A 25,070-nucleotide genomic window follows, 5' to 3' on the forward strand; every position below is an offset into this window, starting at 1 on the left:
CAAGCCGCCTCTATCAAGCCGCTTTGGAGGGACGCGCGAGCGCGCGGCCGAATATCATGTCGGCGCGGATGGCCGCCACCTTTTCGCGATTGCGGATCAGTTCGAGATACCAGAGCGCATCGACGGTATCGCCGATCAACAGAGCGCCAGTGAGCCGGCCCTCGGCGATGACGAGCTTCTTGTAGGTGCCGCGCCTGCGGTCTGACAACACGAGGCTCTCGCTGCCCTCCCCGCCCATGAAGTCGCCGGCGGAAAATACGCTGACGCCCGACACTTTCAGGTTGGTCGAGACCACGCTGCCTTGATAGGCCGCGGGACGGCCGGAGAGATGCCGCGCCAGCACGCGCGCCTGCTCATAGGCAGGCTCGACGAGGCCGTAGCAGGTGCCGCGATGCTCGGCGCATTCGCCGAGCGCGTAGATATCGGGTGACGCCGTCTGCATCTCGTCGTTGACGACGATGCCGCGGTTGACTGCGATGCCGGCGTCCTTTGCCAGCGCAATGTTGGGCCTGATGCCGGCGGCGAAGATCACGGCATCGGCCTCGATGCGGCTGCCGTCGGCAAGCTCGACCGCTTCGACATGGCCCTCGCCATGGATGCGGGCTGTGGATGCATTGAGCAGGATGCGAATGCCCTTGCGCTCGACCAACGTCTTGAGCAGGTCGGCAGCAGGCGCATCGAGCTGGCGCTCCATCAGCCGATCCATCAGATGCAGCAGTGTCACGGGCGCTCCGGCCTTGGCGAGGCCGTAAGCCGCTTCGAGTCCGAGCAGACCGCCGCCGACCACGACGACGCGCTTCCTGGCGGCAGCGAGCGTCAGCAGCAGATCGACGTCGCGGGTGTCGCGAAAGGTGTGCACGCCGGAAAGGTCGGCGCCGGGCACGTTGAGCCGCAGCGGCGTCGAGCCGACGGCGAGCACGAGCTTGGAGTATTCCATACTCTCTTCGCCTTCGATCTTGAGCTCGCGTCGGCCGGTGTCGATCTCGCTGACGCGATAGCCGTAGCGCACCGTGACGCCGCGATGGCGCCACCAGTCGGCAGGCCGGAGCTCGATCTCGTGCGAGCCGGTTTCGCCGGCCAGCACCGAGGAGAGCAGAACGCGGTTGTAAGCGAGCCGCGGCTCTTCGCCGATCACAGCGACCGCGTAGCGGCCGAGCGAGGTCTTGGCGAGCTCGTCGACCAGACGCGCGGCCGCCATACCGTTACCAACGATGACCAGCGGTTCACTCACAACGCATCTCCTATTCAGCGGCCTGCGACTGTGCGCCGTCGGCCTCGGAAATCATGTAGCCGGACAACACGCCGTAGGCGTCAGTCCAGGCGGTAGCGAGTTCGGGCGTCCAGGCCTCGCCGAGCCCCTTCTCCAGGGTCCACAGCAAGGTCGCACCGACCACGGGGTAGTGCTCGGCCTTGGCGCCGTAGCCGACGTGACGCTTCGCAAGCGCGGAGGCCGCGGGAAGAATCGAATCCAGGTTCGACAGACCGCCGACGACGGCGGCGAGCATGCCCATCAGCTTTTTACGCTGCTCAGTCATGTCCTCGGGAAACATCGCGCGCACGGACGGCGCGACCTCGAACAGGCGATCGTAGAACAGCACCGCGGCGGTCTCGGAAATCGGCGCGACCTTGGCAAAGCTCTGCTGGACGAGGGTGATCTGTTCTGGCGTCATGATGTTCTCCTGCCTGTTGGGTTTGCCTTGGTGCGCGCCATTGCGAACCAGGTTCATTGTCAAACTGTCGGGCAATGCTTCTCCCCGCGTACGGGGAGAAGCGAGATTCGTACCAAGTGTTAAACTCGCGCGCCGGCAAGGCTTGAGGCGCCCTCACCTTGCGGGCTGCGACGCAGATAGAACCACCAGGTCAGCGCGAGGCAGGAGGCGTAGAAGCCGAGATAGATCGCGAGCGCGAGCTGCGGCCCGCCGGTCAGCGCGATCGACTTGCCGAATCCGGTCGGGATCAGATAGCCGCCGACTGCGCCGACCGCGCCGATGAAGCCGACCGCGGCACCGCTCTCGATGCTCGCCGTCTTCAAGGCGACCGCGCGCTCCGCATCGCCCTTGCCGCGCACCCTGAACAAATTCTGCTCGCGGAAGATCGAGGGGATCATGCGGTAGGTCGAACCGTTACCGATTCCCGTCGTCACGAACAGGACCAGGAACATCGACAGGAAGCCGATGAAATCCTTGTGCCCGACGAAATAGAGCACGCCGATCGTGGCGCCTGCCATCACGATGAAATTCCAGAACGTGATCACCGAGCCGCCGATCCTGTCGGCAAGCCAGCCGCCGAGCGGCCGCGACAACGAACCGACCAGCGGTCCCAGGAACGCGATCGCAATTGTGACTTGCGGGAACTGGGTCTTGATCAACAGCGGAAATGCAGCCGAGTAGCCGATGAAGGAGCCGAACGTGCCGATATAGAGGTACGCCATGATCCAGGTATGCTTGCGCTTGACCACGGCGAGCTGGTTCTTGATCGACGACTTGGCCGTGGTCAGGTTGTTCATGAAGAACACCGCACCGAAGACCGCGATCGCGATCGGCAGCACCCACATCAGGCCGGCGTTCTGAAGAAAGACACCATCGACTGGCGTTGCCTGGAACAGGTTGATGACGGCGAGCGTCATCAGGATCGGAGTCAGCAGCTGCACGCTGGAGACGCCGATATTGCCGCCGGCTGCATTCAGTCCCAGCGCCCAGCCCTTCATCCGGTCGGGGAAGAAGAACGAAATGTTGGTCATGCTGGAGGCAAAATTGCCGCCGCCGAGACCGGCGGTCGAGGCAATCAGCAGCATCAGCCAGAACGGCGTGTCGGGCTGGCCGACGAAATAGGCCAGCGAGAGCGTCGGAATGAACAGGATCGCCGCACTGAAGATGGTCCAGTTGCGGCCGCCGAACGTCGTCACCGCGAAGGTGTAGGGAAAGCGCATCAACGCGCCGATCAGTCCGGGCACCGCGACGAGCTGGAACAGCTGGTCGGTGGTGTAGTGGAAGCCCGCCTGCGGCAATTTGGTGGTGACGATGCTCCAGATCAGCCAGACCGAAAATCCGATATGTTCGGCCACGATCGACCAGATCAGGTTGCGTCGCGCGATAGTCTTGCCAGTCGCATTCCAGAACGCCTCATCTTCGGGGCGCCAGTCTGAAATCCAAGTCTGATTACCAGTCGGACTCTTCGTCATTGCAAAATCCCTTCCAGGCTCACCGCTGCGTCGTTGCAGGCTCAGCCTCCGGCCACGGAGGCGCGCTCCGAGGCTTCACCCCGGTGGCGAGTTACGATGCTGATTGATGATGTTGAGGACGTCGTCGTTGGCGTCGCGGTTGGTGTTTCAATTTCCGTGCCAACCGCGCGCATTCCGGAAACGCAGGAAATTCAGGAGCTTGTTCGGAGTGCTCCGAATTTTTGCAGGACTATTTCGCACGCAAATTTTGCGATTCGCTCAATCCCTGTGCGGCGCACAAGGATTGAGCTTGATGATTCAAAATTAGGCGTTGCGTCAGCACCTGTTGGTGACGGGTTTACGCGGCCTCGACGAAGCGATGACGCTCATAGAGGAATTCGAGCACGCGCTGCCGGCACTTCAGGTAAGTGGTGTTGGTCGCGAGCTCGAGCCGCTTGCGCGGGCGCGCCAGCGGCACCTCCAGCACCTCGCCGATGCGCGCGCTCGGCCCGTTCGTCATCATGACGATGCGATCGGACAGCAGCACCGCCTCGTCGACGTCGTGGGTGATCATCAAAATGGTGTTGCCGAGCTTCTGATGCAGCGCCATCACCGAATCCTGCAAATGCGCGCGGGTCAGTGCGTCGAGTGCGCCGAAAGGCTCGTCGAGCAGCAACACTTTCGGCTCCATGGCCAGCGCGCGGGCAATGCCGACGCGCTGCTTCATGCCGCCGGAGATTTCCGAGGGCCGTTTGTCCTTGGCATGGGCCATCTGCACGAGGTTGAGATTGTGCATGACCCAGGCGTCGCGTTCGGCGCGCTTCTTGGTCTTGGCGAAGACCTTGTCGACGCCGAGCCGGACGTTCTCGTACACGGTCAGCCACGGCAACAGGCTGTGGTTCTGGAACACCACCGCGCGATCCGGCCCCGGCGAGTTCACCTCGCGGTTTTCGAGCAGCACGCCGCCGGTGGTGGCGTTGGTCAGGCCTGCGATGATGTTGAGCAGGGTCGACTTGCCGCAACCGGAATGGCCGATGATCGAGACGTATTCGCCCTTCTCGATGGTGAGATTGATATCCTTCAGCACCTCGGTGGAGGCCGCGCCGCGGGTAAAAATCTTGTCGATGTGGTCGAGCTTCAGATAAGCGGTCATGTGCTTCCCCTTCAGTTCAGCGCGGTGCCGCGGGTGACAATCTTGCCGGCGCCCGCGATCAGGCGGTCGAGCACGAAGCCGATGATGCCGACATAGAACAGCGCCAGGATGATCTCGCTGATATGTGAGGAATTCCAGGCATCCCAGATGAAGAAGCCGATGCCGACGCCGCCGATCAGCATTTCCGCGGCGACGATCGCGAGCCAGGACAAACCGATGCCGATGCGAAGCCCCGTGAAGATGTAGGGCGCGGCGGCCGGAATCATGATCTTGGCGAAGAATTCGAGCGGGTTAAGCTGCACCACCGCGGCGACGTTGCGATAATCCTGCGGGATGTTGCGGATGCCGACCGCAGTGTTGATGATGATCGGCCAGATCGAGGTGATGAAGATGACGAAGATCGCCGAGGGCTGGCCGTCGCGGAACGCGGCGAGCGACAGCGGCAGCCAGGCCAGCGGCGGGATCGTGCGCAAGACCTGGAACAGCGGATCGAGCCCACGCATCGCCCAGACCGATTGCCCGACCAGCACGCCGAGCGCGATGCCGGCAATCGCCGAGAGCGAATAGCCGAAGGCGACGCGTTGGAGGCTAGCGGAGAGGTGCCAGAACAGCCCCTTATCGATGCCGCCGTGATCGAAGAACGGATCGAGGATCAGCTCCTTCGTGTCCTTGAACACCTTCGACGGCGGCGGCAGTGCCGAGCCGGCGCGGCGGCAGACCAGCTCCCACACCAGAAGCAAGAGCGCGATCACGACCAGCGGCGGGATGATGCGCACGGCGGTCTCCCGCGCCATCCGCGCGTAAGTCTCCGAACGCGGCGGCCGCTTCGGTGTCATCGCGACGACCGGCGCGGCAGCGCTCGCGGGCTTCGCGGTCTCAACCTCGATCTTGGTGGCGGGCATGTTCATCGCAATATTTCTCCGGCTGCAAAAGGCGATGCGGCCGCCCGGAGGCGGCCGCTGGCTCCATCAGACTTCGACGCGCTTGATCGCGAGCGACTTCAGATAGGCAGCCGGATTTTCCGGATCGAACACCTTGCCGTCGAAGAAGGTCTCCTTGCCGCGCGAGGTGGAGGTCGGGATCTCTGCGCTTGCGATGCCGAGCGTCTTGGCCGCGTCGCGCCACATGTCTTCGCGGTTGACCTTGGCAATCAGCGCCTTGGTGTCGAAATTCGCCTCGTATTTGCCCCAGCGAATGTCCTCGGTGAGGAACCAGAGGTCGTGGCTCTGGAACGGATAGGAGGCGAAGTCGCGCCAATACTTCATGATGTGCGGCGAATTCTCGACCACCTTTCCCGGAAGGCCGTAGTCGAACTTGCCGGCGGTGCGGTCGAGTACGTCTTCGACAGGGCAGTTCATCCACTGCCGCTTCCCCATGATGGCGGCAAGCTCGGCCTTGTTCTCGGCCTTGTCCGACCACTGCTGCGCTTCCATCACCGCCATCAGCAGCGCCTTCGCGGCCTTCGGGTATTTATCGACGAAGGCGGCGCGCATGCCGAAGGATTTTTCCGGGTGCTTGTTCCAGAGCTCGCCGGTCGTGATCGCGGTATAGCCGATGTTCTGGTGGATCAGCTGCAGATTCCAGGGCTCGCCGACGCAGAAGCAGTCCATCGTGCCGACCTTCATGTTGGCCACCATCTGCGCAGGCGGCACCACGATGGTCTCGATGTCCTTGTCCGGATCGATGCCGCCGGCGGCAAGCCAATAGCGGAGCCAGAGGTCGTGCGTGCCGCCGGGGAAGGTCATCGCCGCCTTCACGGGCTTGCCGGAAGCCTTCTTCTTCTCCAGGGCCGCCTTGAAGGTGGACGCATCGACGCCGAGCTTCAGGTCGGCATATTCACTGGCGACGGAGATGCACTGGCTGTCGAGATTGAGCCGCGCCAGGATGTACATCGGCGTCGGCTGGTTGTTCTGCGTCACCTTGCCGGCCGAGATCAGATACGGCATCGGGGTCAGGATATGTGCACCGTCGATGCCGTTGCCTTCCGAGCCGAGCACGAGATTGTCCCGCGTGGTGCCCCAGGAGGCCTGCTTCTGCACGTCGGTGTCGGGCATGCCGTATTTGGCGAACAGGCCCTTGTCCTTGGCGACGAACAAGGGACCGGCATCGCTCAGCGCGATGAAGCCAAGCTTTGCGCCCTTGACCTCCGGACCGGCGTCCTGCGCGAAAGCGCCCGCTGGGAAATTCAGCTTCACGGCGGCCAGGAGTGCGGCGGTCGAGCCGGCGGCCTTCAACAATTGACGGCGGCTGAGGCCAGTGTCCGACGGCCGGCGGGTGCGCTTGGTCATAGGCGGTATCGTCCTTTGCGTCGTTGCAGAATGATTGTGTCAGTGCACACGAGCAGCCCGTCCGTCCGGCGACGCCTGAAGCAGCGCATGCGAACGCGCGACGGGGAGACCCCCGTCTGGTGGCGTCGGCAATTCGGATGAGAAGTCTCGCGGGACGGCTTCAATGGCGTCGGCGTGGAACTATTCAAGCTTCATGCCAAGCGTGAGGCAGCCGAAAACAAATCGATATCAATAGCTTATGTACGCCGCGCCAGTCTGTCGCAGGTCTGCTCCGCTCGTGAAATTTGCGACCTGCCCAACATTTGTGCGGCGCACAAGTCTTGTGCAGCCGCTTAAGCAACAGGCCACTCGGCCCGCAAAAGCCGGGTCAGGAAAAGTCGTATCTCCTTGATATCGCTGGGTTCCTATAGGCCATGCGCACGGCACGCAATTTGCATTTGAGTTCGCGTCAACGAAGACTGCGGCTCGACCGCAATGCTGCAGCCTCAGGCGGCTGCAGCACGGAAGCTCACCTGCTTCGCGGCCCTCCCGGCTTCATCCTCGTGACGCGATTCCCAGAGCTTCCAAATCTCTCCGGCTTACGCGCGGCAACCAGCCCGCACGGCCAATGATGTTCAGTCGCGCTCACGCAGAGTGTGTCGATCTCACCAGGCAGCAAAGGAACCATTGATGTCGTATCTCGCGCCTTCGGAATTCGTCACCAAGATGGTGGATGCGGGCGAGTCCAAAGTCTTCATGTCCACCCGGGATACCATCATCCGGGCCTACATGGCCGGCGCTATCCTGGCGCTCGCGGCATGGTTCGCCGTCACGATCAACGTGAACACGGGGCAGCCGCTGATCGGCGCGCTGCTGTTCCCGGTCGGCTTCGTCATGCTCTATCTGCTGGGCTTCGACCTCCTGACCGGTGTGTTTGTGCTCTCCCCGCTCGCCCTGATCGACAAGCGCCCGGGCGTCACCTTCGGCGGCGTGCTGCGGAACTGGGGCCTCGTCTTCGTCGGCAATTTCGCAGGCGCCCTGACGGTGGCCTTCATGATGGCCTTCGTCACGACTTTCGGCTTCACGCAGGATCCGGACAAGGTCGGCACGGCGATCGGCAATATCGGCGAAGGCCGCACGCTCGGCTACGCCGCGCACGGCGCGGCCGGCATGGCGACGCTGTTCATCCGCGGAATGCTCTGCAACTGGATGGTCTCGACCGGCGTCGTCGGCGCCATGATCTCCACCTCGGTCCCCGGCAAGGTCATCGCGATGTGGATGCCGATCCTGGTGTTCTTCTACATGGTGTTCGAGCATTCCGTCGTGAACATGTTCCTGTTCCCCTCCGGCCTGATGCTGCACGCGAAATTCTCGATCATGGACTATCTGATCTGGAACGAGATCCCGACCGTGCTCGGCAATCTCGTCGGCGGCCTCGCCTTCACCGGCATGACCCTCTACGCCACGCACGTCTTGACCCAGCCGAAGCGCCAGGCGGGCAAGGCCTCGTCGCCCCGCGTCGCGGCCTGAGCAAACAACGTCTCGACAGGAGAGCCTCGCCCGATCAGGGTGAGGCTCCCCTTTGCCGGTGATGACGATGACCCGCGGACTTCAGATCTCGGTCGGCCAGCATTCCGACAAGGGTCGCAAGCCCATCAACCAGGATTTTCACGGCGTCCTCGTCCCGGACGAGCCGATGCTCAGCCTGAAGGGCATTGCGGCCGTCCTCGCCGACGGCATCTCCAGCAGCACGGTGAGCCAGATCGCCAGCGAGTCGGCGGTCAAGAGCTTCCTGATGGACTATTACTGCACGTCGGAATCCTGGACGGTGAAGACCTCCGCCCGCCGCGTGCTGGATGCGACCAATTCCTGGCTGCACGCGCAGACGCGCAAGAGCCAATATGCCTATGACCGCGACAAGGGTTATGTCTGCACGCTGAGCGCCATGGTCATCAAGGCGACCACCGCGCACATCTTCCACGTCGGCGACTGTCGCGTCTACCGCGTGGCGGGCAAGGCGCTCGAGCAGCTGACCGACGATCACCGGATCATTGTGTCCTCGGAGCAGACCTATCTCGGCCGTGCGCTCGGCATCAATCCGCAACTCGAAATCGACTACCAGAGTTTCGAGATCGAGACTGGCGACACCTTCCTGCTGGCGACCGACGGCGCCTATGAATTCGTCGACGCGCGTTTCATCACGAACGCGCTCAGCGAGCATGCAGCCGAGCTCGACGGAGCGGCGAAGGCGATCGTCGAGGAAGCCTACCGGCGCGGAAGCGACGACAACATCACGGTCCAGATCCTCCGCATCGATGCAGTGCCGCAGCGCGAGCCGGCCGGCATCTTCAACCAGACCTCCCAGCTGCCGCTTCCCCCGCTGCCGGAGCCGCGGGCGATCTTCGACGGCTACAGGATCGTCCGCGAAATCCACGCCAGCAGCCGCAGCCATATTTACCTTGCTGTCGACGCGGTGACCGAGGAGCCGGTCGCGCTGAAGCTTCCGTCGATCGATCTGCGCGACAATGCCGCCTACCTGAAGCGCTTCCTGATGGAAGAGTGGATCGCGCGCCGGATCGACAGCCCGCATGTGCTGAAGCCGTTGTCGCAGTCGAAACGGCGTGGCTATCTCTATGTCGCGACCGAATTCGTCGAAGGTCAGACCTTGCGGCAATGGATGACAGACAATCCGCGCCCCGATCTCGAAACCGTCCGCGGACTGGTCGAGCAGATCGCCGCGGGCCTGCGCGCCTTCCACCGCATGGAGATGCTGCATCAGGACCTCCGGCCCGACAACATCCTGATCGACAAGACCGGCACCGCGAAGATCATCGACTTCGGATCGGTGAAGGTGGCAGGCGTCGCCGAGGCAGCGGCGCAGGACGAGACCGACGAAATTCTCGGAACGGTCCAGTACACGGCGCCGGAATATTTTCTCGGGCAAGGCGGCTCGCCGCGCTCCGACATGTTTTCACTCGCCGTGATCTGCTACCAGATGCTGACGGGAAAGCTTCCCTACGGCACCCAAATCGCCAGGCTCCGGCGCAAGGCGGACGTGCGGAGGCTCAAATATCGCCCGGCCGACGACGACAGCAACGTGCCCGCGTGGGTCGACGGCGCGCTCCGACGTGCGCTGCATCCGGATCCCTACAAGCGGCACGAGGATCTGTCCGAATTCGTGTTCGAGCTTCGCACGCCCAATCCGGCCTATCTCGACACGCGGATCACGCCGCTTTTGGAGCGCAGCCCGCTGATGTTCTGGAAATTGACCACGGCGGCGCTCGCCTGCGTCGTCGTGGTCCTGCTTGCGATGTTGCACGCGCGCTGATCAGGGGTGTAGCCACGCAAAGCATCACCACGTGATCAGCGGAGACCGATGCAGCCAGGTATCGGCGCGCACTTGATCCAGCACGAATGTCGCAACGTCCTCGCGCGCGATGCTGCCACCATGGAAGCCCGAAAGATCCGTCAGCGCCCGGACCGAGCCGCGGCCGGGCTTGTTATTGAGAATCGAGGGGCGAACCAAAATCCAGTCCAGCCCGCTGTCTCTGACGATCGCTTCCTGCCGGTTCTTGTCGGCGTACACCTTCTTCAGGAGAAGCGGAAAAATCACATTGTCGGCGACAAAGCCGGCGTGCCCGGCACTGTCGCCGGCGCCCATTCCCGTGATGCAAACCAGCCGCGAGACCTGCTCGGCCTTCATCGCGCTCACGAGCGCGCGCGTCGCGGTCGAGAGCAGCGTCACCTCGCGGAACAGGCTTACCGGTGTACCCAGCGCGCTGACTACGGCCTCACGGCCTTTGAGGGCTTCGCGCAGGGCTGTTTCATCGCGGGCATCTCCGACGATGAGCTTCGCCCCCGTGATGTCACTTGCCTTGCCGGCGGAGCGCACCAGCACGGTGACGTCGTAGCCCCGCGCCGCCGCCTGGTTGACGATCAGGCGACCGGTGGCACCGGTCGCTCCAAGCACCAATATCTTCGTTGCGCCTTCCGGATTCACCGGAACAGTGGCGATTGAAGAGGTCATGATAGGAGTCCTCGTTGTCGTGATGGGGACGTGCCCCTGCCGTCAGGCAGTGGCCGTGATCTCGGAGACGAAGTCGCGATAGGAGCGCAGGGGACGGCCCAACAGCGCGGTCAGACGCTCGACGTCGCCGGCCTCGGGGACCATTCCCTCGGTGAGGAAACGCTCGCTCATCAGCCGCATGTCATAAGCCATCCAGCTCGGCATGAACTGCCTGAGGTTCTTCTCGAAGCCGGCGGTATCGTCACCGGGATAGGCGATCGTGCGGCCCAGCACCTCCGACCAGACGGCGGCGGCTTTCGCGCCGGTCAGCGTATCAGGACCGACGAGATTGATGCGCGCGAGCGGAAGCGGTGTTGCGGCGCGCTCACGACGGATGAGCTCAAGGGCCGCGATCTCGCCGATGTCGCGTACATCGATCATGGCGAGCCCCCTGCTCCCGATCGGCATCGGATAGATGCCGTATCCGGTCACCACGTCCTTGATCGTGACGTCGTTGTTCATGAAGTACGCCGGGCGCAGGATGGTGGCGTTGAAGCCCATCTGCTCGATCATCCGCTCGACGCCGAACTTGCCGGCAAAGTGCGGGACGTTCACGTAGCGATCGCTGTGGATCACCGAGAGGTAGACGACCCGCTCGACGCCAGCCTCGCGGGCGACGTTGAGCGCGATCAGTGCCTGCGTGAATTCATCCGGCACCACTGCATTGAGCAGGAACAGGGTCGAGACGCCCTTGAATGCGCTGCGGATCGAGTCGACGTCGAGCAGATCGCCCTGCACGACGGTGACGCCTGCCGGGAGGTTTGCCTTGGCAGGATCGCGCGCAAGAGCGCGGACATCGGCGCCGCGCTTGACGAGCTGTTCGACGACATGGCGGCCGACGGTGCCGGTTGCGCCGGTAACGAGGATGGTCATGGGGATCACTCCGGGGTTGGGGTCAGAAGACATCCCGGAAATTACTGATCCACATTCGGACCGATAGCCGCTATATCTGGACAGACTGTCTCACTGGTGGAACAATGGACCTGCTCGCACTCGCCGATTTCAATCTCGTTGCCCGGCACGGCGGGTTCGGCCGGGCCGCACGCGCCGCCGGACGCCCGAAAGCCACCCTGTCCCGGCGGGTCGCGGAGCTGGAAGCCGCGCTCGACCTGCGCCTGTTCGAACGGGGAGCGCGCACCCTGAAACTCACGCAGGAAGGACGCGCCCTTTACGAGCGGACGGGGGCCTTGCTCACCGAGCTCGACGAGACGGCGACAGCGATCGCCTCGGGTGGAGACAGGCCGCGCGGCAGCTTGCGGATCAGCGCGCCTATGCTGTTCTCGCAGACTGCAATGGGAAATCTCGCGGCCGGGTTCGCGCTCAGATATCCGGACATCCGTCTTGAGGTCACGACGGAAGATCGCTCCGTCGACATGGTGGAGGAAGGGTATGATCTGGTGATCCGGGTCAATCCCGATCCGGATGAAAACCTGGTCGGACGAATCTTCTTGCGCGATCGGCTGGTGGTGGTGGCGAGCCCTGACCTCGAACGACCGCGGGACGGAATCGCCGTGCCGGCCGTCATGCGCGGCGCGGGCGATCAGCTAACAAGCTGGGACGTGACAACGCCAGGCGGACAATCGCGCATTGCGATTGATCCAGTCCTCCGCCTGTCGTCGCTCATCATGGTCCGCGATGCGGTCCGGGCCGGCGTCGGCGCTACGCGCCTGCCAGTGTCACTGGTCAGTCACGACCTCGCTGCGGGCACGCTGGTGCTTTGGGGCGATATCGAGGGACCGGAGATCGCGCTGTGGACGCTTTATCCATCACGCCGGCTCCTGAGTGCGCGCGTATCCGCCTTCCTCGACTTCATGAAAGAAGCCTTTCCGATGGGGACGCCTGACGAGCTGGCGGCCTTTATCGGGAGATGAGAGGGCGGCGCGTGCTCTCGCGCCTGACGGTCAGGCCGGCTCCTCCGCCTTCATCCCCAGCGGCTTGGGCGCCATGCCGCCGCCGGGCTTGAGGTGGAATTCGTAGGTCATCAGGTGCCACTGCCCGCTTGCCCTGGAGCCGTCGGGCATCTCCGGGTCGCTGCGCGGCTCGACCTTGGCGACGAGGTCGTCCTTCACGCCGAACACCACGTCGGAATCCAGATATTTGTCGCCGTCCATAAAGACGTGGGTGATCAGCGGCTCGTAGCCCTTGGCATTGACCAGGAAGTGCACATGCGCCGGGCGCATCGGGTGGCGGTTGGTCTGCACGATCATCTCGCCGACCGGGCCGTCAGTCGGGATCGGGTAGCTGCAAGGCAGGATGGTGCGGAAGAAAAAGCGGCCATCGCTATCGGTGATGAAGCGCGCCCGCGCCGAGGCGCCGACCTCATCATAGTTCGGCTTCTGCGAGTCGTAGAAGCCGTCATCGTCGGCGTGCCAGACGTCAACTGGGACATTCGCGAGCGGCTTGCCCTTGAGATCGGTGACACGGCTCTGCACGAACATCCGTTCGCCGGTCTGATTGTTCGGAGAGATGTCGGTGCCGTGCGCCGTCACCTTGTGCTCGCCGACATAGAACGGCCCGAGCACGGTGGTCTGGGTAGCGCCCTCGCGCTCGCGATGGTTGACCGCGTCGACCAACATGGAGACGCCGAGCACGTCGGACAGGAGGATGAATTCCTGCCGGGTGTCCGTGCATTTCTGGCCGGTGCGGGTCAGGAAATCGATGGCGTATTCCCACTCCTCAAAGGTGAGGCCGGTCTTGCTCACGTAATCGTGCAGCGACTTCACCAATTCCTGGAGCAGGAATTTCGCGCGCGGGTCGGGTGTCTGGTCAAAGCTCCGGACGACGGCTTCAGTGAGTTCGGTCTCGTTGAACTGGGTCATGGTGCGTTTGCCCTGGTTTTTTCGTTGGCCCGGGTGGGCTCCTTGGAGGCGTTCCAGGGCGCAGCCTACACCAGTCGGGCCGGCTGCGTTAAGCGCAGCCGGCTTGGAAAGAGGTCGCCATTTCGGCTATCACCTTTCCGATAAAATGCCCCGGAGGAACTGATGCTCGCCCCTACCCCCGCCTCGCCCGAATCCGTCGGTATGTCCAAGTCCGCGCTCGACCGTATCGATGCGCATCTGAAGAGCCGGTACATCGATGCCGGTCGCTTCCCGGGCACGCATCTCCTGGTCTATCGCCGTGGCAAGGTCGCCCACAGCTCTCTGCAGGGCTTTGCCGATATCGAGCGCAAGGCGCCGGTCAAGGACGACACCATCTACCGCATCTATTCCATGACCAAGCCGCTCACCAGCGTCGCCTTCATGATGCTGGTCGAGCAAGGCCTCGTCGCGATCGATGAGCCGGTCGCCAAGTACATTCCGGAATGGAAGGATCTCGGCGTGTTCGTCGCCGGCACCGCGCCGTCCTTCCTGACCCGGCCGCCGTCGCGCCCGATGCTGATCGTCGACCTCCTGCGCCACACCTCCGGCCTCACCTATGGCTTCCAGCAGCGCTCGAATGTCGATGCCGCCTACCGCGCTGAAAAGATCGGCGAGGTCGAGAAATCAGGCACGCTGCAGACCATGATCGAGAGCCTCGCGAAAATCCCGCTGGAGTTCTCGCCGGGCGAGGCCTGGAACTACTCGGTTTCGACCGACGTGATCGGTTACCTCGTCGGCAAGATCTCCGGGATCCCCTTCGAGCAGTTCCTGAAACAACGCATCCTCGATCCACTCGGCATGACCGACACTGATTTCCACGTGCCTGCTTCCAAGGCCCACCGGTTCGCCGCCTGTTACTCGGCCGACCCGGGCGGCGGCATGACCTTCCATGCCGGCCAGCGGCGCGAGGGACTGACATTACAGGACGATCCAACCAAGAGCTCGTTCCTGTCACCGCCGTCCTTCATCTCGGGCGGCGGCGGGCTGTGCTCGACGACGGCCGACTATCTCACCTTCTGCCGTGCGCTGCTCAATGGCGGCGAGCTCGGCGGCGTCAGGCTGATCGGGCCGAAGACGCTGGCATTGATGACGACCAACCACATTCCCGGCGGGCGCTTTCTCCCCGAGGTGTCGCGCTCGCTGTTCTCCGAAGCGACCTACAACGGCATCGGTTTCGGCCTCGGCTTCGCCGTGACCATGCGCCCGGCCGAGACACTGGTCGCCGGCAGCCCCGGTGAATACAATTGGGGCGGCGCGGCCACGACGTCGTTCTGGATCGACCCGGCGGAGGAGCTGATCACCATCTTCATGACGCAGGTGCTGCCATCCAGCGCCTACCCGCTCCGGCGCGAGCTGCGCAGCATGGTCTACGCCGCGATCACCGAGAGCAATCTCTAGACAAAATCACCGATCCCGCGGCATCAGAACCGCGGGATCAAGCCCCGTTCATTTCAACATCTCCGGCACGATCAGGCGCGGCAGGAACAGCGAAACGCTCGGCCAGATGATGACCGCCGCCAGCACGAGCAGCATCGGAATCAGCATGATCACCGTGTCCTTGAGCGCATAGCGCAACCGCACCCCGGCGATCGAGCAGGCGATCATCAGGCACAGGCCATAGGGCGGCGTCACCAGCCCGAAGGCCAGCGAGACGATCGATATGATCGCAAACTGCACCGGATGAAGGTCCACCGATTTCGCCAGCGGTTCGAGAACGGTGCCGACGATGATGATCGCCGGAATGGCGTCGAGGAAGCAGCCCACCACCAGAAAGCAGAACGCGATGAAGAAGCCGGCCCCGATCGCACCCATGCCCCAGGTCGAGACGTTGGCCAGCAATTCCTGCGGAATCCTGTAGTAGGCCAGCAGCCAGCCGAACGCGCTGGCGGTGCCCACGCAGAACAGCGCGACACCCGCGAGACGGCCGGTGTCGAGCAAAGCCTTGTAGAGTTCGCGCGCGCCGGTTTCACGGTAAAAGAATGTCGATAGCGCCACGGAATAAAGCACCGCGACGCAGGCGGATTCGGTCGCGGTGAACCACCCCAGCAGGATGCCGCCGACGATGATGAACGGCGTCAGCAGCGCCGGTATCGAGCGCCAGATGGCGCAGCACATCTCCCTCCAGGTGTCCTTCGGATAGGTCGGATAACCACGCCGCACGGCATAGACATGCACTGTTGCCATCTGCGCGCCGGCGATCAGCAAGCCCGGCACGATGCCCGCGAGATACATCGCGGCGATCGAAGTCGAGATCAGTCCGCCCCACACGATCATCAGGATCGAGGGCGGGATAATGACGGCGAGCACGGCCGACACCGCTGTAATGGCGATGGAGAACGAGAGGTCGTAACCCTCTTTGGTCTGGGCATCGATGAATATCTTGGACTGGCTCGCCGCGTCCGCGGTGGAGGAGCCGGAGATGCCGGCAAAGAACACCGACAGCACGACGTTGATTTGCGCCAGCGACCCCGGCCAGTGCCCGACCATCGAGCGCGACAACGCCACCAGGCGATCGGTGATGCCGCCAATGCTCATCAAATTGGCGGTGAGCAGGAAGAACGGCACCGCCAGCAGGATGAACGAATTGTAGGCGTTGAAGGTTTCCTGCGCGAGCGTCATCAGCGACAGATGCGGTTCGATCAGCAGGATCGGCACGCAGGCCAGACCAAGCGCGAAGGCGACCGGCACGCGTATGATGAGCAGGCCAACGAAAGTACCGAACAGGACCATCGCGGCCTGCCCGGCAGAAAGAACATTGCCGCTCATTGATTTGCCCCAACCAGAATCCGGATCTCGTCGACAATCTGTTCACCGGCGAACACGATCCAGGTCACGCCGGCAACCGGCCAGGCGACGTGGATCAGCCAAAGCGGCAGATCGGCCAGCTCCGAAGTTCTGTTCCAGGCAAAGCGGGTGAACTCGATGCCGGCGGATACGAACACCAGCGCCAGCACCAGCACGCCGAGCCGCGCAAGAATCCGCACCAAGGCTTCGCTTCGGCGTGACAGGTCAGGCCAGACGTCGACTTCAAAATGCTGCGACTCTCTGATGCCGACCATGGCACCGATCATGATCGTCCAGATGAACATGAACCGCGCCATCTCCTCGGTCCAGATGTAGGACGGAATCAAAGGCGTGTAGCGCGAGATGATCTGCAACGTGACTGGAATGACCAGAAGGCCGACAGAGGCGGCGAGCAGGATTTCCAGCAGTTTTGCATAGGCCGCCGTTGCTCGGCGCCATGGCGACGGGTTCGGCGGCATCGATATTTCGGTCATTACGACTCCGGGGGATCACAATCACGCAATGGGGCAAGCCGTCTGGCTTGCCCCGCTGTCGCGTGGGCGGCGACAGTTCTCAGACGACGTTGATCTTCTCGAAAATGCCTTCCGCGCCGATTTCCTTGGCGTAGGTGGCCATCACGGGATCGGCGAGCTTCTTCATGGCGTCGCGCTCTTCGAAGGGAACGCGCTTGAGCTTGCCAGCCTTTTCCAGCGTGTCGAGCTTGACGACCTCTTCGCTCGACTCCAGCTGACGGCCGTAGTCGCCGGCCTCCTTGCCGGCCTTCATGATCGCGTCCTGCAAATCCTTCGGCAGGGTCTTCAGCGTCTTCACCGAGAAGCAGATCGGCCGGATCGACACGGCGTGCTGGGTCAGGTTGAGATGTGGGGCCACTTCGTAGAACTTCATCGCCTCGACGCCGGCCGCCTCGTTCTCGCCGGCCGCTATCACGCCGTTCTGGATCGCGTTGTAGATTTCGTTATAGGCGATCACCGTCGGGCTCATGCCCACGGCCGCAAAGGTCTTGGACCAGATCGGCGCGCCCTGTACGCGCACCTTGAGTCCCCTAAGATCGGCAAGAGTCTTGAGCGGCTTGTTGGCGAAGATATTGCGGATGCCACCGCCGGAATAGCCGATCAGAACGACCTCGGCCTTGGCCGCGACTTCGTCAGCGATCGGCGCCAGGATATTGGCTTCGACGACCTTGTTCATGTGTTCGATGCCCTTGAACACGAAGGGCGCGTCGATGAACGGAGCCGCCTTGGCGAAGGTCGACATGTGAGCCGGCGAGACGATGCCGTAATCGACGGCTTTGCCCTGCGACATGTACTCGAAATACTGCTTTTCGAGGCCAAGCGAGGAATTCCTGTGCAGCGTGAAGTTGACTGGCTTGCCGTAATACTTCTTCACCAGCTCTTCGAACCGGAGCAGGGCCCGGTTGAAGGCGTGGTCGTCGTTGAACTGGACCGCGCCGTTCAGCGTGATCGGCGACTGTGCCCTGACGATTGACGGCATGCCAATCGCGGCCGCCGCAGTGGTCGCACCGAGCCCAGCAAGAAATGATCTTCGCTTCATCGTCTCCCCTCCCTTTGATGCTCCGGCCCCGTCGCCGGGCCGTGAGCGCAGCCGGTATGCGGCTTGCGAGTGGGAAGCGTATGGAAAACGTCGGCGGGACGGAAGTCATTTCGCGTGCGCGGGAGGTCCTCTTCGTCGCAGGGCCACTCTTCGCGCGAACTGTTGCACTGCAACTTGCGCTCCTGGCGACGCGTGGCAGGCTGAGGGGAGACAGGCTTGCGGACCTGTGCGCTGCACGCACAGATCCGCTCGCCTTCTACTGTGCTTTAATGCAAATGGCCGATCAGATAGATGCCGCCGCCGATCACCAGCACGGCAGGAACGGCCCAGAGAATCAGAACTGGCATTTGTCATCCTCCTCAGTTCGACGTGCAGACCTTGACGGTCTTCATGCCGCTTTCAGCCTCGGTGCGCGACTTGTAGATCGTGCCCGACGGGCTGACGACGGTCATGGACGTGTCCGTCGGCTTCTTGTCGACGATCGTGCACTTCTTGGTCTTGACGTCCTGCACGACATAGAACTCGTCGGCAGCGAACGCCGGCAGGGAAAACGCGGCAAGCATCAGTGCTGCAGTTACTATCTTCAACTTCATTGGTCGTCCTCCTCCAGAACCCGAGCCGTTCAGCCCGGTCATCTACAAACGGGAAAAAATGGTAATTGGTTCCCAGAGCCGGGAACGCTGTCGGCGATGAGGGGTTGTTGCGGCGCATATTCGAATGAGGAGAACGAGATGAAGAAGTTGTTCCTGCTTTCCGCCGCCGCGGTCCTGATTTCGACCGGTGCTTTCGCGCAATCGACCGTCGTAACGACGACCGGAACCGGTAACGCGGCGGCCGTTCAGATCGAGCCGCAATACCGGACCAGGATCAAATCCTACGTCACCGAGCATCGCATTCGCCCGGTCACGACGAAGGAGAAGATTATCGTCGGCGCGAAGGTGCCGAGCGACGTCGAGCTCGAGGCCGTTCCGGCCGACTGGGGCCCGTCCCTCACGAAGTATCGCTACGTCTACTCCGGCGATCGCGTGATGCTCGTCGATCCCGGCTCGCGTACGGTCGTTCAGGAAATTGATTGATCCAGGTGTAAGGGGGCCGCCTTGAAGGCGGCCTCCCTCTCTGGGAGTTGACGTTATGAGATCGCATCGAGAGGCCCGGATCGCCGGGCTCAGCCTGGCGGCCGTGTACGCCATGTGCCTGCTACTAACCGCAATCAGCATGAGCTGAGGCACAGCCGCCGACTGCGATGCAAAATCTTCTGGGCGGCTCGTCCGGACGCGAAAATTATGGCGCGGCGCAAATCCCGCCCCTATGGTCTCCCAAAATCATAAATCCGGCGCTCCCTTGCGCTGGAACCGGGACGCCCGCGTTTGTCAAAGCTCACTTTGCCGGTCCGGCTCGCTCTTCTGGTCACGGGAACGATGTTGCCGCTGATCGTCTTCGCGGTCGGTATTGCCGTCTACAATTACAAGCAGGACCGCAACGACGCGACCCGCCGCGTGCTGGAGAACGTGCGCAGCATGCGCCTCGTGCTGGACTCCGAGGTGCAGCGGATGACCGGCGGCCTGCAAGTGCTTGCGCTGACCAATTCGCTGCGCAATGACGACTTCCAGAGCTTCCGCCGCATGGCCCTCGGCTTCGTCGACCAATATGGCAAGGGCGGCCTGGTGCTGATCTCCGATCGCAAAGGCCGGCTATTGTTTTCCTCCGCGACCGAGGACACCGCAAGCCTGCCGCCGCGCGGTCATCTCGAGATCATCGAGAAGGTGTTTGCGACCAGGTCGCCGCAATATTCCGACCTGTTCACCGGCGCGATCAACGGCCGACAGGTGCTTACGGTCGAGGTTCCGGTGCTCCGCGATGGCGAAGTGATCTACGACCTCTGCTTCAGTCCGCCGGTCAGCACCTTTCAGGACCTGGTCGAGAAGCAACGGCCCGACCAGAACTGGACGGTTTCCTTGCTCGACACCAAGGCTTTCGTGTTCGCGCGCACGCCGAACCCTACGGAGACGTTCGGCAAACGGGCTACCGGCACGCTGTATGAGAGTATATTGCGCACACCGGAGGCCGCACTCTCGACCGTTTCGCTCGATGGTGTTGCGTTGTCCACCGTCTATACGAGGTCGCGGCTCACTGGCTGGACCATCGTGGCCGGCGTCGCCGAGAGCTCGCTGATCGCTCCGCTCTGGCGCAACATCGCGATCACCAGTTTTATCGGCGGCATCCTGCTGCTGACCGGCCTGACCTTCGCGGTCAGGATGGCGACCACGATCGCGCGCGGCGAGATGCTGCACGATCTCCTGATCGACGAGCTCAACCATCGCGTCAAGAACACGCTCGCCTTGATGCAGGCGATCGCGGTGCAGACCTTCCGCAGCGCCAGCCGGGACGAGCGGACGAAGTTCGAGGGGCGGCTCGGCGCGCTGGCCGAAGCGCATAATTTGTTGAGCCAGGAAAAATGGGCGGGCTCCGAGCTGCGGGACGTGATCACCCGCGCGCTCCAGCCGTTCCTGCTGAACAATCCAGAGCGCATCCGCATGGCCGGACCCGCAGTGCCGCTGTCGCCGCGGCTCGCCGTGGTGCTGTCGATGATCGTGCACGAGATCGCCACCAACGCTGCAAAGTACGGCGCGCTGTCCAATGAGACCGGCCGGGTGACGCTGGAGTGGGAGGTCGTTGCCGAGGCGCCGAAGCCGCGGCTCCGCCTGATCTGGACCGAGATCGGCGGACCGCCGGTGACGGCGCCGGTGCAACGCGGCTTCGGCTCACGCCTGATCGAACGCAGCGCGCGCGACCAGCTCGGCGGCGAGGCAACGGTCGACTTCCTGCCGCGCGGCGTGGTCTGCACGGTGATTTGCGCGCTGGATGAGGCGCGATGAACGGAGGCCGGCAATGAAGATCACAAGCGTTCGCACGCACATCCTCGAAGCAAAGCTGTCGCAGCCCTTCGCCTATTCGCGCGCCTGGTACGACACGCGCACCGCGATGCTGGTCGAAATCGAGACTGACGACGGCCTTGTCGGCTGGGGTGAATGCTACGGCCCGGCACGAATGACGGCGGCGGTGGTTCGCAGCATCGAGCCATGGCTGATCGGCGAAGATCCGTTGCGCACCGACGTGCTGTGGCAGATGGTCTATGCGCGCTTGCGCGATCATGGCCAGAAGGGCGTCGTGATCCAGGGGATGAGCGGCATCGACATCGCGCTATGGGACATCAAGGGCAAGCATTTTGGCGTACCCGTGCATCAGCTTCTCGGCGGTGCCGCGCGCAAGCAGGTTGTGGCCTATGCGACCGGTCTCTACCGGCGCAAGTCAGGCGATCCGCTGACCTATCTGCCGGAGCAAGCGGCCGGTTATGCCGCCGAAGGATTCCGCGCCGTGAAGCTGAAGGTCGGTTTCGGCATCGCCGAGGATGCCGCAGTCACCCGCGCGGTGCGCGAGGCGATCGGCGCCGATGTCGCGCTGATGGTCGATGCGAACCACGCCTATGACGCGGTCGCGGCGATCCGGCTCGGCCGCCTGATCGAGCGCCATGACATCGGATGGTTCGAGGAGCCGGTGCCGCCGGAGGATGTCGCGGGCTATCGCGCCGTGAAATCCGCGCTCACGATTCCGGTCGCCGGCGGCGAGTGCGAATTCACGCGCTTCGGCTTTCGCGAGCTGTTCGTCTCGCACGCACTTGACATCGCCCAGCCCGACAGCTGCGCGGCAGGTGGTTTGAGTGAATGCAAGAAGATCGCCGACATGAGCGAGGCGTTCGGCATCCGCTACAATCCGCATGTCTGGGGCACCGGCATCGCGATCGCGGCCTCGCTTCAGCTCCTCGCCGTGCTGCCGTCGCACACGCCGACTTCGCTGTCCTCGCTCGAGCCGATGCTTGAATTCGACCGCACCGAACATCCGATCCGGCAGGCGATTTTGAAGGAACCGATCGAGCATGAGAGAGGCGTCGCGCGGGTGCCCGAGGGGCCTGGCCTCGGCATCGAGATCGACCGCGAGGCGCTGGCGCGCTTTGCGGCGGAGGCCTAGCCGATCGTCTGCAACGCCGGAAACGTCTCCAGCAGCCAGATGCTCACGTTCGAGACCGCGCCGGTGAGGAATCCAATGCCGGTAATCACCATCAGGACGCCCATGGCGCGCTCGACATTGACGAGATGGCCCTTCATGCGCGCGAACAGGGTGGAAAACTGCTCGATCATCAGGGCAGCGATCAGGAAGGGAATGCCGAGGCCGGCCGAATAGACCGCGAGCAGGCCGGCACCCTTCGTCACCGTGGCTTCGGCCGCGGCGACCGAGAGGATCGCGGCGAGGATCGGGCCGATGCAGGGCGTCCAGCCAAAGGCAAAGGCCAGCCCCATCACATAAGCGCCCCAGAGGCCAACGGGCTTGGGCGCGGTCAAGCGTCCCTCGCGCATCAACAGGCCGATGCGCGTCAGGCCGAGGAAGTGCAGGCCCATGACGATGATAACGATGCCGGCGAGGATCGAGAGTTCGGTCGACCAGGCGCGGATCAGTCCGCCGATCAGAGAGGCGCTGGCGCCGAGCGCCACGAACACCGTGGAGAAGCCGAGCACGAACAGGAGCGCCGACATCATGATGGCGCGCTTGGAGGTCGAAGCGGGCTCGTTGCTTTCGACATGCTCGATCGTCGCGCCCGTCAGATAGATCAGGTAGGGCGGAACCAGCGGCAGGACGCAAGGGGAGAGGAAGCTGACGAGGCCGGCAATCAGCGCCGCCGGGATCGAAACATTTTGCATGATGCAGTCGGAGCCATCTCAGGCCCCGGTGCGGCGCGCGGGGAATGCGCGCGGCCCGGAGCCGAACCGGCTCTGATGTAGCCGATGCCAGCGAATGCGCAACAGAGGCGCACAAAACCAGGGCTCCTCCCGATGCCGTCTGTGATCACAGATGCGGCATCGGGACACGCACAAATCTCGCCAAAAAGCGAAACTCGGCGGCGCGGCTACTTCACCACGCGGAGCAGCGGACGCCGGGGCTGGTCCTGCGTCTGCTTGGAGGGGGGCTGCGGTTCGTTCGTGGCCGTCCGCAGCATTTCGTCGCACAGTGCCTTGAGATCGGCACTGTCAATTCCTTTGAGTTTCATCCGCACGTCCAGGATGACAATGGACAGCAGCTCGGCCGACTCGCGGCTGTTGCTCTCGTTGAGCACCCTGCGGCACTCTTCGAGCGTTTCCAGCACCGACTGCAACTGTTCGTCTGAATGCGACACGGCGTTCTTTCCGCTAGTTCGGCCTGTGAGACGTGGTTGTGACGACCCTTTTGGCCCCCATGGAGCGTTGAGGATAACACGAGGCCGCTGCGCCCCCGAACAGGATTTCAGTGTGTTTCTGCCTTGAAACCGCGGTTCCCGCGCGTATCGCGTCGCCCCGCCGACCGTCGTCGAAACGCTCAGTCGTAAAACGCCTGGCGTGCTGCAATTGATCCATCGCGGAACGCGGCGCCGGCTCTCGCCCATGGACGTTCATCGCGGACAGCGCCGACGATCCCGCAGCCATGTCACGGCTCACAACGGAACTCACGCCACACCCCTCATACGGGCGATGGTTTGCCCGATTCCCAGCCCTTGTTCCCAACCCTGGCAGCACCCGAATACCACCTGCGGCGTAGTAAGGATGACGTTCAAAACTCGTCGTTCCCCAACCCGCAGTGGTTGTGGTTTGCGCCAGATTCTGCCAGTTTAGCGACCCGAAGGGACTTGTATGCACTCCTTGGCGGAAAGGGGCGTTCCACTGCAGGAACGCCCAAAGACAAACATCAGCGGCCTCTCGGACTGGGATGCAGCGCGCATTTTCCTGGAAGTCGTCCGATGCGGAAGTTTCCGTTCGGCGGCCGAGCGCCTGTCGCTGTCGATCAATGCCGTCCGCCGCCGGATCGATGATTTCGAACGCCAGACCGGCACCACCCTGTTCACCCGCGACGTCCACGGCACTCATCTGACCGACGAAGGCGCGCTGGTGGTCTCCGCCGTCGAGCAAATGGAGGCGGCCGCATTCGACGTGCTGCGCACCAGCGATTCGACGGCGAACGCCCTGTCCGGCGAGGTCCGCGTCGCCGTCACCGAGGGACTGGGCACATTCTGGCTCGCCCCGCGACTGGTCGAATTCCAGCAGGCCTTTCCGAAGATCCTGGTCGACCTGCACTGCGCGATGCGCTCGGCCGACGTCTCTCGCCATGAGGCCGATGTCGCCATTCACCTGTCGCGGCCCTCCGCGCTCGACGTCAAGCTGGTGCGCCTCGGCCGCATGCATCTGATGTTCTGGGCCTCCGAGAAATACATTTCAAAACATGGCGCGCCGCGTTCGGCGATGGAGTTGATCAAGCACCGCCTGGTGCTGCAGTTCGCCGACCAGCTCGACGCCAAGCAAACTTTCGAGAGCTTCTTCCCCGGCGTTCCGGAGCGTGACCTTCTGGTCATGAAGACCAACGTCTCAAGCGCCAATTACTGGGCGGTCGCGAATGGTGCCGGAATTGGCGTATTCCCGAGCTACGCCGTTGCGCTTGGCGGGAAGTTGATTCCACTGGAGGTCGAGCTGAACAGATCGCTGGATATCTGGTTGTCCTACCACGCTGGTAGCGGCCGGATTCCGCGAGTGCGGCACATGATTGACTGGCTGATCGAAGCCTTCAATCCGGCGCGTTTCCCGTGGTTTAAGGAAGAGTTCGTGCACCCGCATGAATTCAAGGACGAGTATATGGGCGAACCCCTGACCCACCTCTTCGGGGGGTTTTCAACCGAAGACCGATGAGAAAAAAGATGAAGACAGCGGCGAAGAGAATGAAGCAGCGCAGTGCCGGCAAGCCGGACATTGAGTTGGGCAAGCGAATCCGTCTGCGGCGCGTCGAGATGAAGGTCTCGCAGGCGGAGCTCGGCGAGAAGCTCGGCGTCAGTTTCCAGCAGGTCCAGAAGTACGAGAAGGGCGTCAATCGCGTCGGCGCGGCCCGGCTTCAGCAGATCGCCACCGCCCTCGATGTGCCGGTGACCTTCTTCTATGACGGCGACAACAAGGCGCGCGAAGTCGAGAGCCTGCTCTTCCTGGACTCGGCCTTCAGCCTCCGCCTGCTGCGCGCCTACAGCAAGATCAAGGACCAGACGGTGCAGCGTCAGCTCGTCTCTCTGATGGAATCGATCGCGGCGAACGAAGCCTGAGCCGATCGGCGTTCGCGCCTTTCCGCCCGATGTTCAATCCGCCGC

The 25,070-nt window shown here is 63.1% G+C and carries 24 protein-coding genes; 9 read left to right on the forward strand and 15 right to left on the reverse strand.

Features of this window, described 5'->3' with window-relative positions; genetic code table 11:
• Positions 1-13: 13 nt before the first annotated feature.
• The 6 genes from FXB41_RS18340 to FXB41_RS18365 form a co-directional block, all read right to left on the reverse strand.
• Positions 14-1,231, reverse strand: coding sequence for an NAD(P)/FAD-dependent oxidoreductase (locus FXB41_RS18340; RefSeq protein ID WP_219682730.1), 1,218 nt, complete (start codon positions 1,229-1,231; stop codon positions 14-16).
• A 10-nt stretch (positions 1,232-1,241) separates the two neighbouring features.
• Positions 1,242-1,670: a globin family protein gene (locus FXB41_RS18345; RefSeq protein ID WP_219682731.1), complete on the reverse strand. Its 429-nt coding sequence runs from the start codon at positions 1,668-1,670 to the stop codon at positions 1,242-1,244.
• Between the two features lie 119 nt (positions 1,671-1,789).
• A complete protein-coding gene (locus FXB41_RS18350; RefSeq protein WP_219682732.1) occupies positions 1,790-3,181 on the reverse strand; it encodes an MFS transporter in 1,392 nt (463 codons plus the stop codon).
• Positions 3,182-3,518: 337 nt separating this feature from the next.
• Positions 3,519-4,313 carry an ABC transporter ATP-binding protein gene (locus FXB41_RS18355; RefSeq protein ID WP_007593952.1) on the reverse strand — a complete coding sequence of 265 codons (795 nt, stop codon included), beginning with the start codon at positions 4,311-4,313 and terminating at the stop codon, positions 3,519-3,521.
• Between the two features lie 11 nt (positions 4,314-4,324).
• Complete coding sequence (gene ntrB, locus FXB41_RS18360; RefSeq protein WP_219682733.1) at positions 4,325-5,221, reverse strand: nitrate ABC transporter permease; 897 nt, start codon at positions 5,219-5,221, stop codon at positions 4,325-4,327.
• Between the two features lie 60 nt (positions 5,222-5,281).
• The gene (locus FXB41_RS18365; protein WP_007593955.1) at positions 5,282-6,601 is read right to left on the reverse strand and encodes a CmpA/NrtA family ABC transporter substrate-binding protein; all 1,320 of its coding nucleotides are present in this window, start codon (positions 6,599-6,601) and stop codon (positions 5,282-5,284) included.
• Positions 6,602-7,270: 669 nt separating this feature from the next.
• Here FXB41_RS18365 and FXB41_RS18370 point away from each other — a divergent pair.
• Complete coding sequence (locus tag FXB41_RS18370; protein ID WP_007593957.1) at positions 7,271-8,110, forward strand: formate/nitrite transporter family protein; 840 nt, start codon at positions 7,271-7,273, stop codon at positions 8,108-8,110.
• A 61-nt stretch (positions 8,111-8,171) separates the two neighbouring features.
• Positions 8,172-9,908: a bifunctional protein-serine/threonine kinase/phosphatase gene (locus FXB41_RS18375; RefSeq protein ID WP_219682734.1), complete on the forward strand. Its 1,737-nt coding sequence runs from the start codon at positions 8,172-8,174 to the stop codon at positions 9,906-9,908.
• 24 nt (positions 9,909-9,932) lie between these two features.
• Here FXB41_RS18375 and FXB41_RS18380 read toward each other — a convergent pair whose 3' ends face one another.
• Complete coding sequence (locus tag FXB41_RS18380; protein ID WP_219682735.1) at positions 9,933-10,607, reverse strand: NAD(P)-dependent oxidoreductase; 675 nt, start codon at positions 10,605-10,607, stop codon at positions 9,933-9,935.
• Between the two features lie 42 nt (positions 10,608-10,649).
• Positions 10,650-11,519: an SDR family oxidoreductase gene (locus FXB41_RS18385; protein ID WP_219682736.1), complete on the reverse strand. Its 870-nt coding sequence runs from the start codon at positions 11,517-11,519 to the stop codon at positions 10,650-10,652.
• A gap of 104 nt (positions 11,520-11,623) precedes the next feature.
• Here FXB41_RS18385 and FXB41_RS18390 point away from each other — a divergent pair, with 104 nt between their 5' ends.
• Positions 11,624-12,517, forward strand: a complete 894-nt coding sequence (locus tag FXB41_RS18390) for a LysR family transcriptional regulator (RefSeq protein ID WP_219682737.1) — start codon at positions 11,624-11,626, stop codon at positions 12,515-12,517.
• 30 nt (positions 12,518-12,547) lie between these two features.
• Here the strand turns inward: FXB41_RS18390 and FXB41_RS18395 are convergent, their stop codons facing one another.
• The gene (locus FXB41_RS18395; RefSeq protein WP_007593962.1) at positions 12,548-13,465 is read right to left on the reverse strand and encodes an intradiol ring-cleavage dioxygenase; all 918 of its coding nucleotides are present in this window, start codon (positions 13,463-13,465) and stop codon (positions 12,548-12,550) included.
• Positions 13,466-13,627: 162 nt separating this feature from the next.
• Here FXB41_RS18395 and FXB41_RS18400 point away from each other — a divergent pair, with 162 nt between their 5' ends.
• Complete coding sequence (locus FXB41_RS18400) at positions 13,628-14,902, forward strand: serine hydrolase domain-containing protein (protein ID WP_007593963.1); 1,275 nt, start codon at positions 13,628-13,630, stop codon at positions 14,900-14,902.
• 48 nt (positions 14,903-14,950) lie between these two features.
• On the opposite strand, the gene FXB41_RS18405 is transcribed toward FXB41_RS18400, so the two are convergent.
• The 4 genes from FXB41_RS18405 to FXB41_RS18420 form a co-directional block, all read right to left on the reverse strand.
• Positions 14,951-16,270 carry a TRAP transporter large permease gene (locus FXB41_RS18405; RefSeq protein WP_007593964.1) on the reverse strand — a complete coding sequence of 440 codons (1,320 nt, stop codon included), beginning with the start codon at positions 16,268-16,270 and terminating at the stop codon, positions 14,951-14,953.
• Positions 16,267-16,782: a TRAP transporter small permease gene (locus tag FXB41_RS18410; protein WP_007593965.1), complete on the reverse strand. Its 516-nt coding sequence runs from the start codon at positions 16,780-16,782 to the stop codon at positions 16,267-16,269. Before FXB41_RS18410 ends, FXB41_RS18405 begins: the two co-directional genes overlap by 4 nt.
• A 79-nt stretch (positions 16,783-16,861) precedes the next feature.
• Positions 16,862-17,860: a TRAP transporter substrate-binding protein gene (locus FXB41_RS18415; RefSeq protein ID WP_219682738.1), complete on the reverse strand. Its 999-nt coding sequence runs from the start codon at positions 17,858-17,860 to the stop codon at positions 16,862-16,864.
• 359 nt (positions 17,861-18,219) lie between these two features.
• Positions 18,220-18,453 (reverse strand): hypothetical protein, encoded by a 234-nt coding sequence (locus FXB41_RS18420; protein ID WP_219682739.1) that lies wholly within the window; start codon positions 18,451-18,453, stop codon positions 18,220-18,222.
• A gap of 138 nt (positions 18,454-18,591) precedes the next feature.
• Here FXB41_RS18420 and FXB41_RS18425 point away from each other — a divergent pair, with 138 nt between their 5' ends.
• The 3 genes from FXB41_RS18425 (at position 18,592) to FXB41_RS18435 (ending at position 21,886) form a co-directional block, all read left to right on the forward strand.
• Positions 18,592-18,936 (forward strand): DUF1236 domain-containing protein, encoded by a 345-nt coding sequence (locus tag FXB41_RS18425; RefSeq protein ID WP_219682740.1) that lies wholly within the window; start codon positions 18,592-18,594, stop codon positions 18,934-18,936.
• A gap of 342 nt (positions 18,937-19,278) precedes the next feature.
• Positions 19,279-20,736 (forward strand): sensor histidine kinase, encoded by a 1,458-nt coding sequence (locus FXB41_RS18430; RefSeq protein ID WP_007593972.1) that lies wholly within the window; start codon positions 19,279-19,281, stop codon positions 20,734-20,736.
• 13 nt (positions 20,737-20,749) lie between these two features.
• Entirely contained in the window at positions 20,750-21,886 is a 1,137-nt protein-coding gene (locus FXB41_RS18435) for a mandelate racemase/muconate lactonizing enzyme family protein (protein ID WP_219682741.1), read from the forward strand.
• Here FXB41_RS18435 and FXB41_RS18440 read toward each other — a convergent pair.
• Both FXB41_RS18440 and FXB41_RS18445 read right to left on the reverse strand, forming a co-directional pair.
• Positions 21,883-22,614 (reverse strand): cytochrome c biogenesis CcdA family protein, encoded by a 732-nt coding sequence (locus tag FXB41_RS18440; protein ID WP_219682742.1) that lies wholly within the window; start codon positions 22,612-22,614, stop codon positions 21,883-21,885. The genes FXB41_RS18435 and FXB41_RS18440 overlap by 4 nt on opposite strands.
• A 206-nt stretch (positions 22,615-22,820) precedes the next feature.
• Complete coding sequence (locus FXB41_RS18445) at positions 22,821-23,087, reverse strand: hypothetical protein (RefSeq protein ID WP_007593979.1); 267 nt, start codon at positions 23,085-23,087, stop codon at positions 22,821-22,823.
• A 490-nt stretch (positions 23,088-23,577) separates the two neighbouring features.
• Here FXB41_RS18445 and FXB41_RS18450 point away from each other — a divergent pair, with 490 nt between their 5' ends.
• Entirely contained in the window at positions 23,578-24,624 is a 1,047-nt protein-coding gene (locus FXB41_RS18450; RefSeq protein WP_219682743.1) for a LysR family transcriptional regulator, read from the forward strand.
• Between the two features lie 29 nt (positions 24,625-24,653).
• Positions 24,654-25,025 (forward strand): helix-turn-helix domain-containing protein, encoded by a 372-nt coding sequence (locus FXB41_RS18455; protein WP_026233304.1) that lies wholly within the window; start codon positions 24,654-24,656, stop codon positions 25,023-25,025.
• Positions 25,026-25,070 lie beyond the last annotated feature (45 nt).

Source organism: Bradyrhizobium canariense, from assembly GCF_019402665.1.
GTDB classification, from domain to species: Bacteria; Pseudomonadota; Alphaproteobacteria; order Rhizobiales; family Xanthobacteraceae; genus Bradyrhizobium; species Bradyrhizobium canariense.

What these genes read in the sequence shown, in the direction of transcription:
- FXB41_RS18435 (WP_219682741.1), top strand. Translation starts at nt 20,750, where the DNA reads ATGAAGATCACAAGCGTTCGCACGCACATCCTCGAAGCAAAGCTGTCG.
- FXB41_RS18345 (WP_219682731.1), bottom strand. Translation starts at nt 1,670, where the DNA reads ATGACGCCAGAACAGATCACCCTCGTCCAGCAGAGCTTTGCCAAGGTC.
- FXB41_RS18410 (WP_007593965.1), bottom strand. Translation starts at nt 16,782, where the DNA reads ATGACCGAAATATCGATGCCGCCGAACCCGTCGCCATGGCGCCGAGCA.
- FXB41_RS18390 (WP_219682737.1), top strand. Translation starts at nt 11,624, where the DNA reads ATGGACCTGCTCGCACTCGCCGATTTCAATCTCGTTGCCCGGCACGGC.
- FXB41_RS18370 (WP_007593957.1), top strand. Translation starts at nt 7,271, where the DNA reads ATGTCGTATCTCGCGCCTTCGGAATTCGTCACCAAGATGGTGGATGCG.
- FXB41_RS18425 (WP_219682740.1), top strand. Translation starts at nt 18,592, where the DNA reads ATGAAGAAGTTGTTCCTGCTTTCCGCCGCCGCGGTCCTGATTTCGACC.
- FXB41_RS18455 (WP_026233304.1), top strand. Translation starts at nt 24,654, where the DNA reads ATGAAGCAGCGCAGTGCCGGCAAGCCGGACATTGAGTTGGGCAAGCGA.
- FXB41_RS18395 (WP_007593962.1), bottom strand. Translation starts at nt 13,465, where the DNA reads ATGACCCAGTTCAACGAGACCGAACTCACTGAAGCCGTCGTCCGGAGC.
- FXB41_RS18450 (WP_219682743.1), top strand. Translation starts at nt 23,578, where the DNA reads ATGCACTCCTTGGCGGAAAGGGGCGTTCCACTGCAGGAACGCCCAAAG.
- FXB41_RS18430 (WP_007593972.1), top strand. Translation starts at nt 19,279, where the DNA reads ATGTTGCCGCTGATCGTCTTCGCGGTCGGTATTGCCGTCTACAATTAC.
- ntrB (WP_219682733.1), bottom strand. Translation starts at nt 5,221, where the DNA reads ATGAACATGCCCGCCACCAAGATCGAGGTTGAGACCGCGAAGCCCGCG.
- FXB41_RS18415 (WP_219682738.1), bottom strand. Translation starts at nt 17,860, where the DNA reads ATGAAGCGAAGATCATTTCTTGCTGGGCTCGGTGCGACCACTGCGGCG.
- FXB41_RS18350 (WP_219682732.1), bottom strand. Translation starts at nt 3,181, where the DNA reads ATGACGAAGAGTCCGACTGGTAATCAGACTTGGATTTCAGACTGGCGC.
- FXB41_RS18365 (WP_007593955.1), bottom strand. Translation starts at nt 6,601, where the DNA reads ATGACCAAGCGCACCCGCCGGCCGTCGGACACTGGCCTCAGCCGCCGT.
- FXB41_RS18420 (WP_219682739.1), bottom strand. Translation starts at nt 18,453, where the DNA reads ATGAAGTTGAAGATAGTAACTGCAGCACTGATGCTTGCCGCGTTTTCC.
- FXB41_RS18440 (WP_219682742.1), bottom strand. Translation starts at nt 22,614, where the DNA reads ATGCAAAATGTTTCGATCCCGGCGGCGCTGATTGCCGGCCTCGTCAGC.
- FXB41_RS18385 (WP_219682736.1), bottom strand. Translation starts at nt 11,519, where the DNA reads ATGACCATCCTCGTTACCGGCGCAACCGGCACCGTCGGCCGCCATGTC.
- FXB41_RS18375 (WP_219682734.1), top strand. Translation starts at nt 8,172, where the DNA reads ATGACGATGACCCGCGGACTTCAGATCTCGGTCGGCCAGCATTCCGAC.
- FXB41_RS18355 (WP_007593952.1), bottom strand. Translation starts at nt 4,313, where the DNA reads ATGACCGCTTATCTGAAGCTCGACCACATCGACAAGATTTTTACCCGC.
- FXB41_RS18405 (WP_007593964.1), bottom strand. Translation starts at nt 16,270, where the DNA reads ATGAGCGGCAATGTTCTTTCTGCCGGGCAGGCCGCGATGGTCCTGTTC.
- FXB41_RS18380 (WP_219682735.1), bottom strand. Translation starts at nt 10,607, where the DNA reads ATGACCTCTTCAATCGCCACTGTTCCGGTGAATCCGGAAGGCGCAACG.
- FXB41_RS18400 (WP_007593963.1), top strand. Translation starts at nt 13,628, where the DNA reads ATGCTCGCCCCTACCCCCGCCTCGCCCGAATCCGTCGGTATGTCCAAG.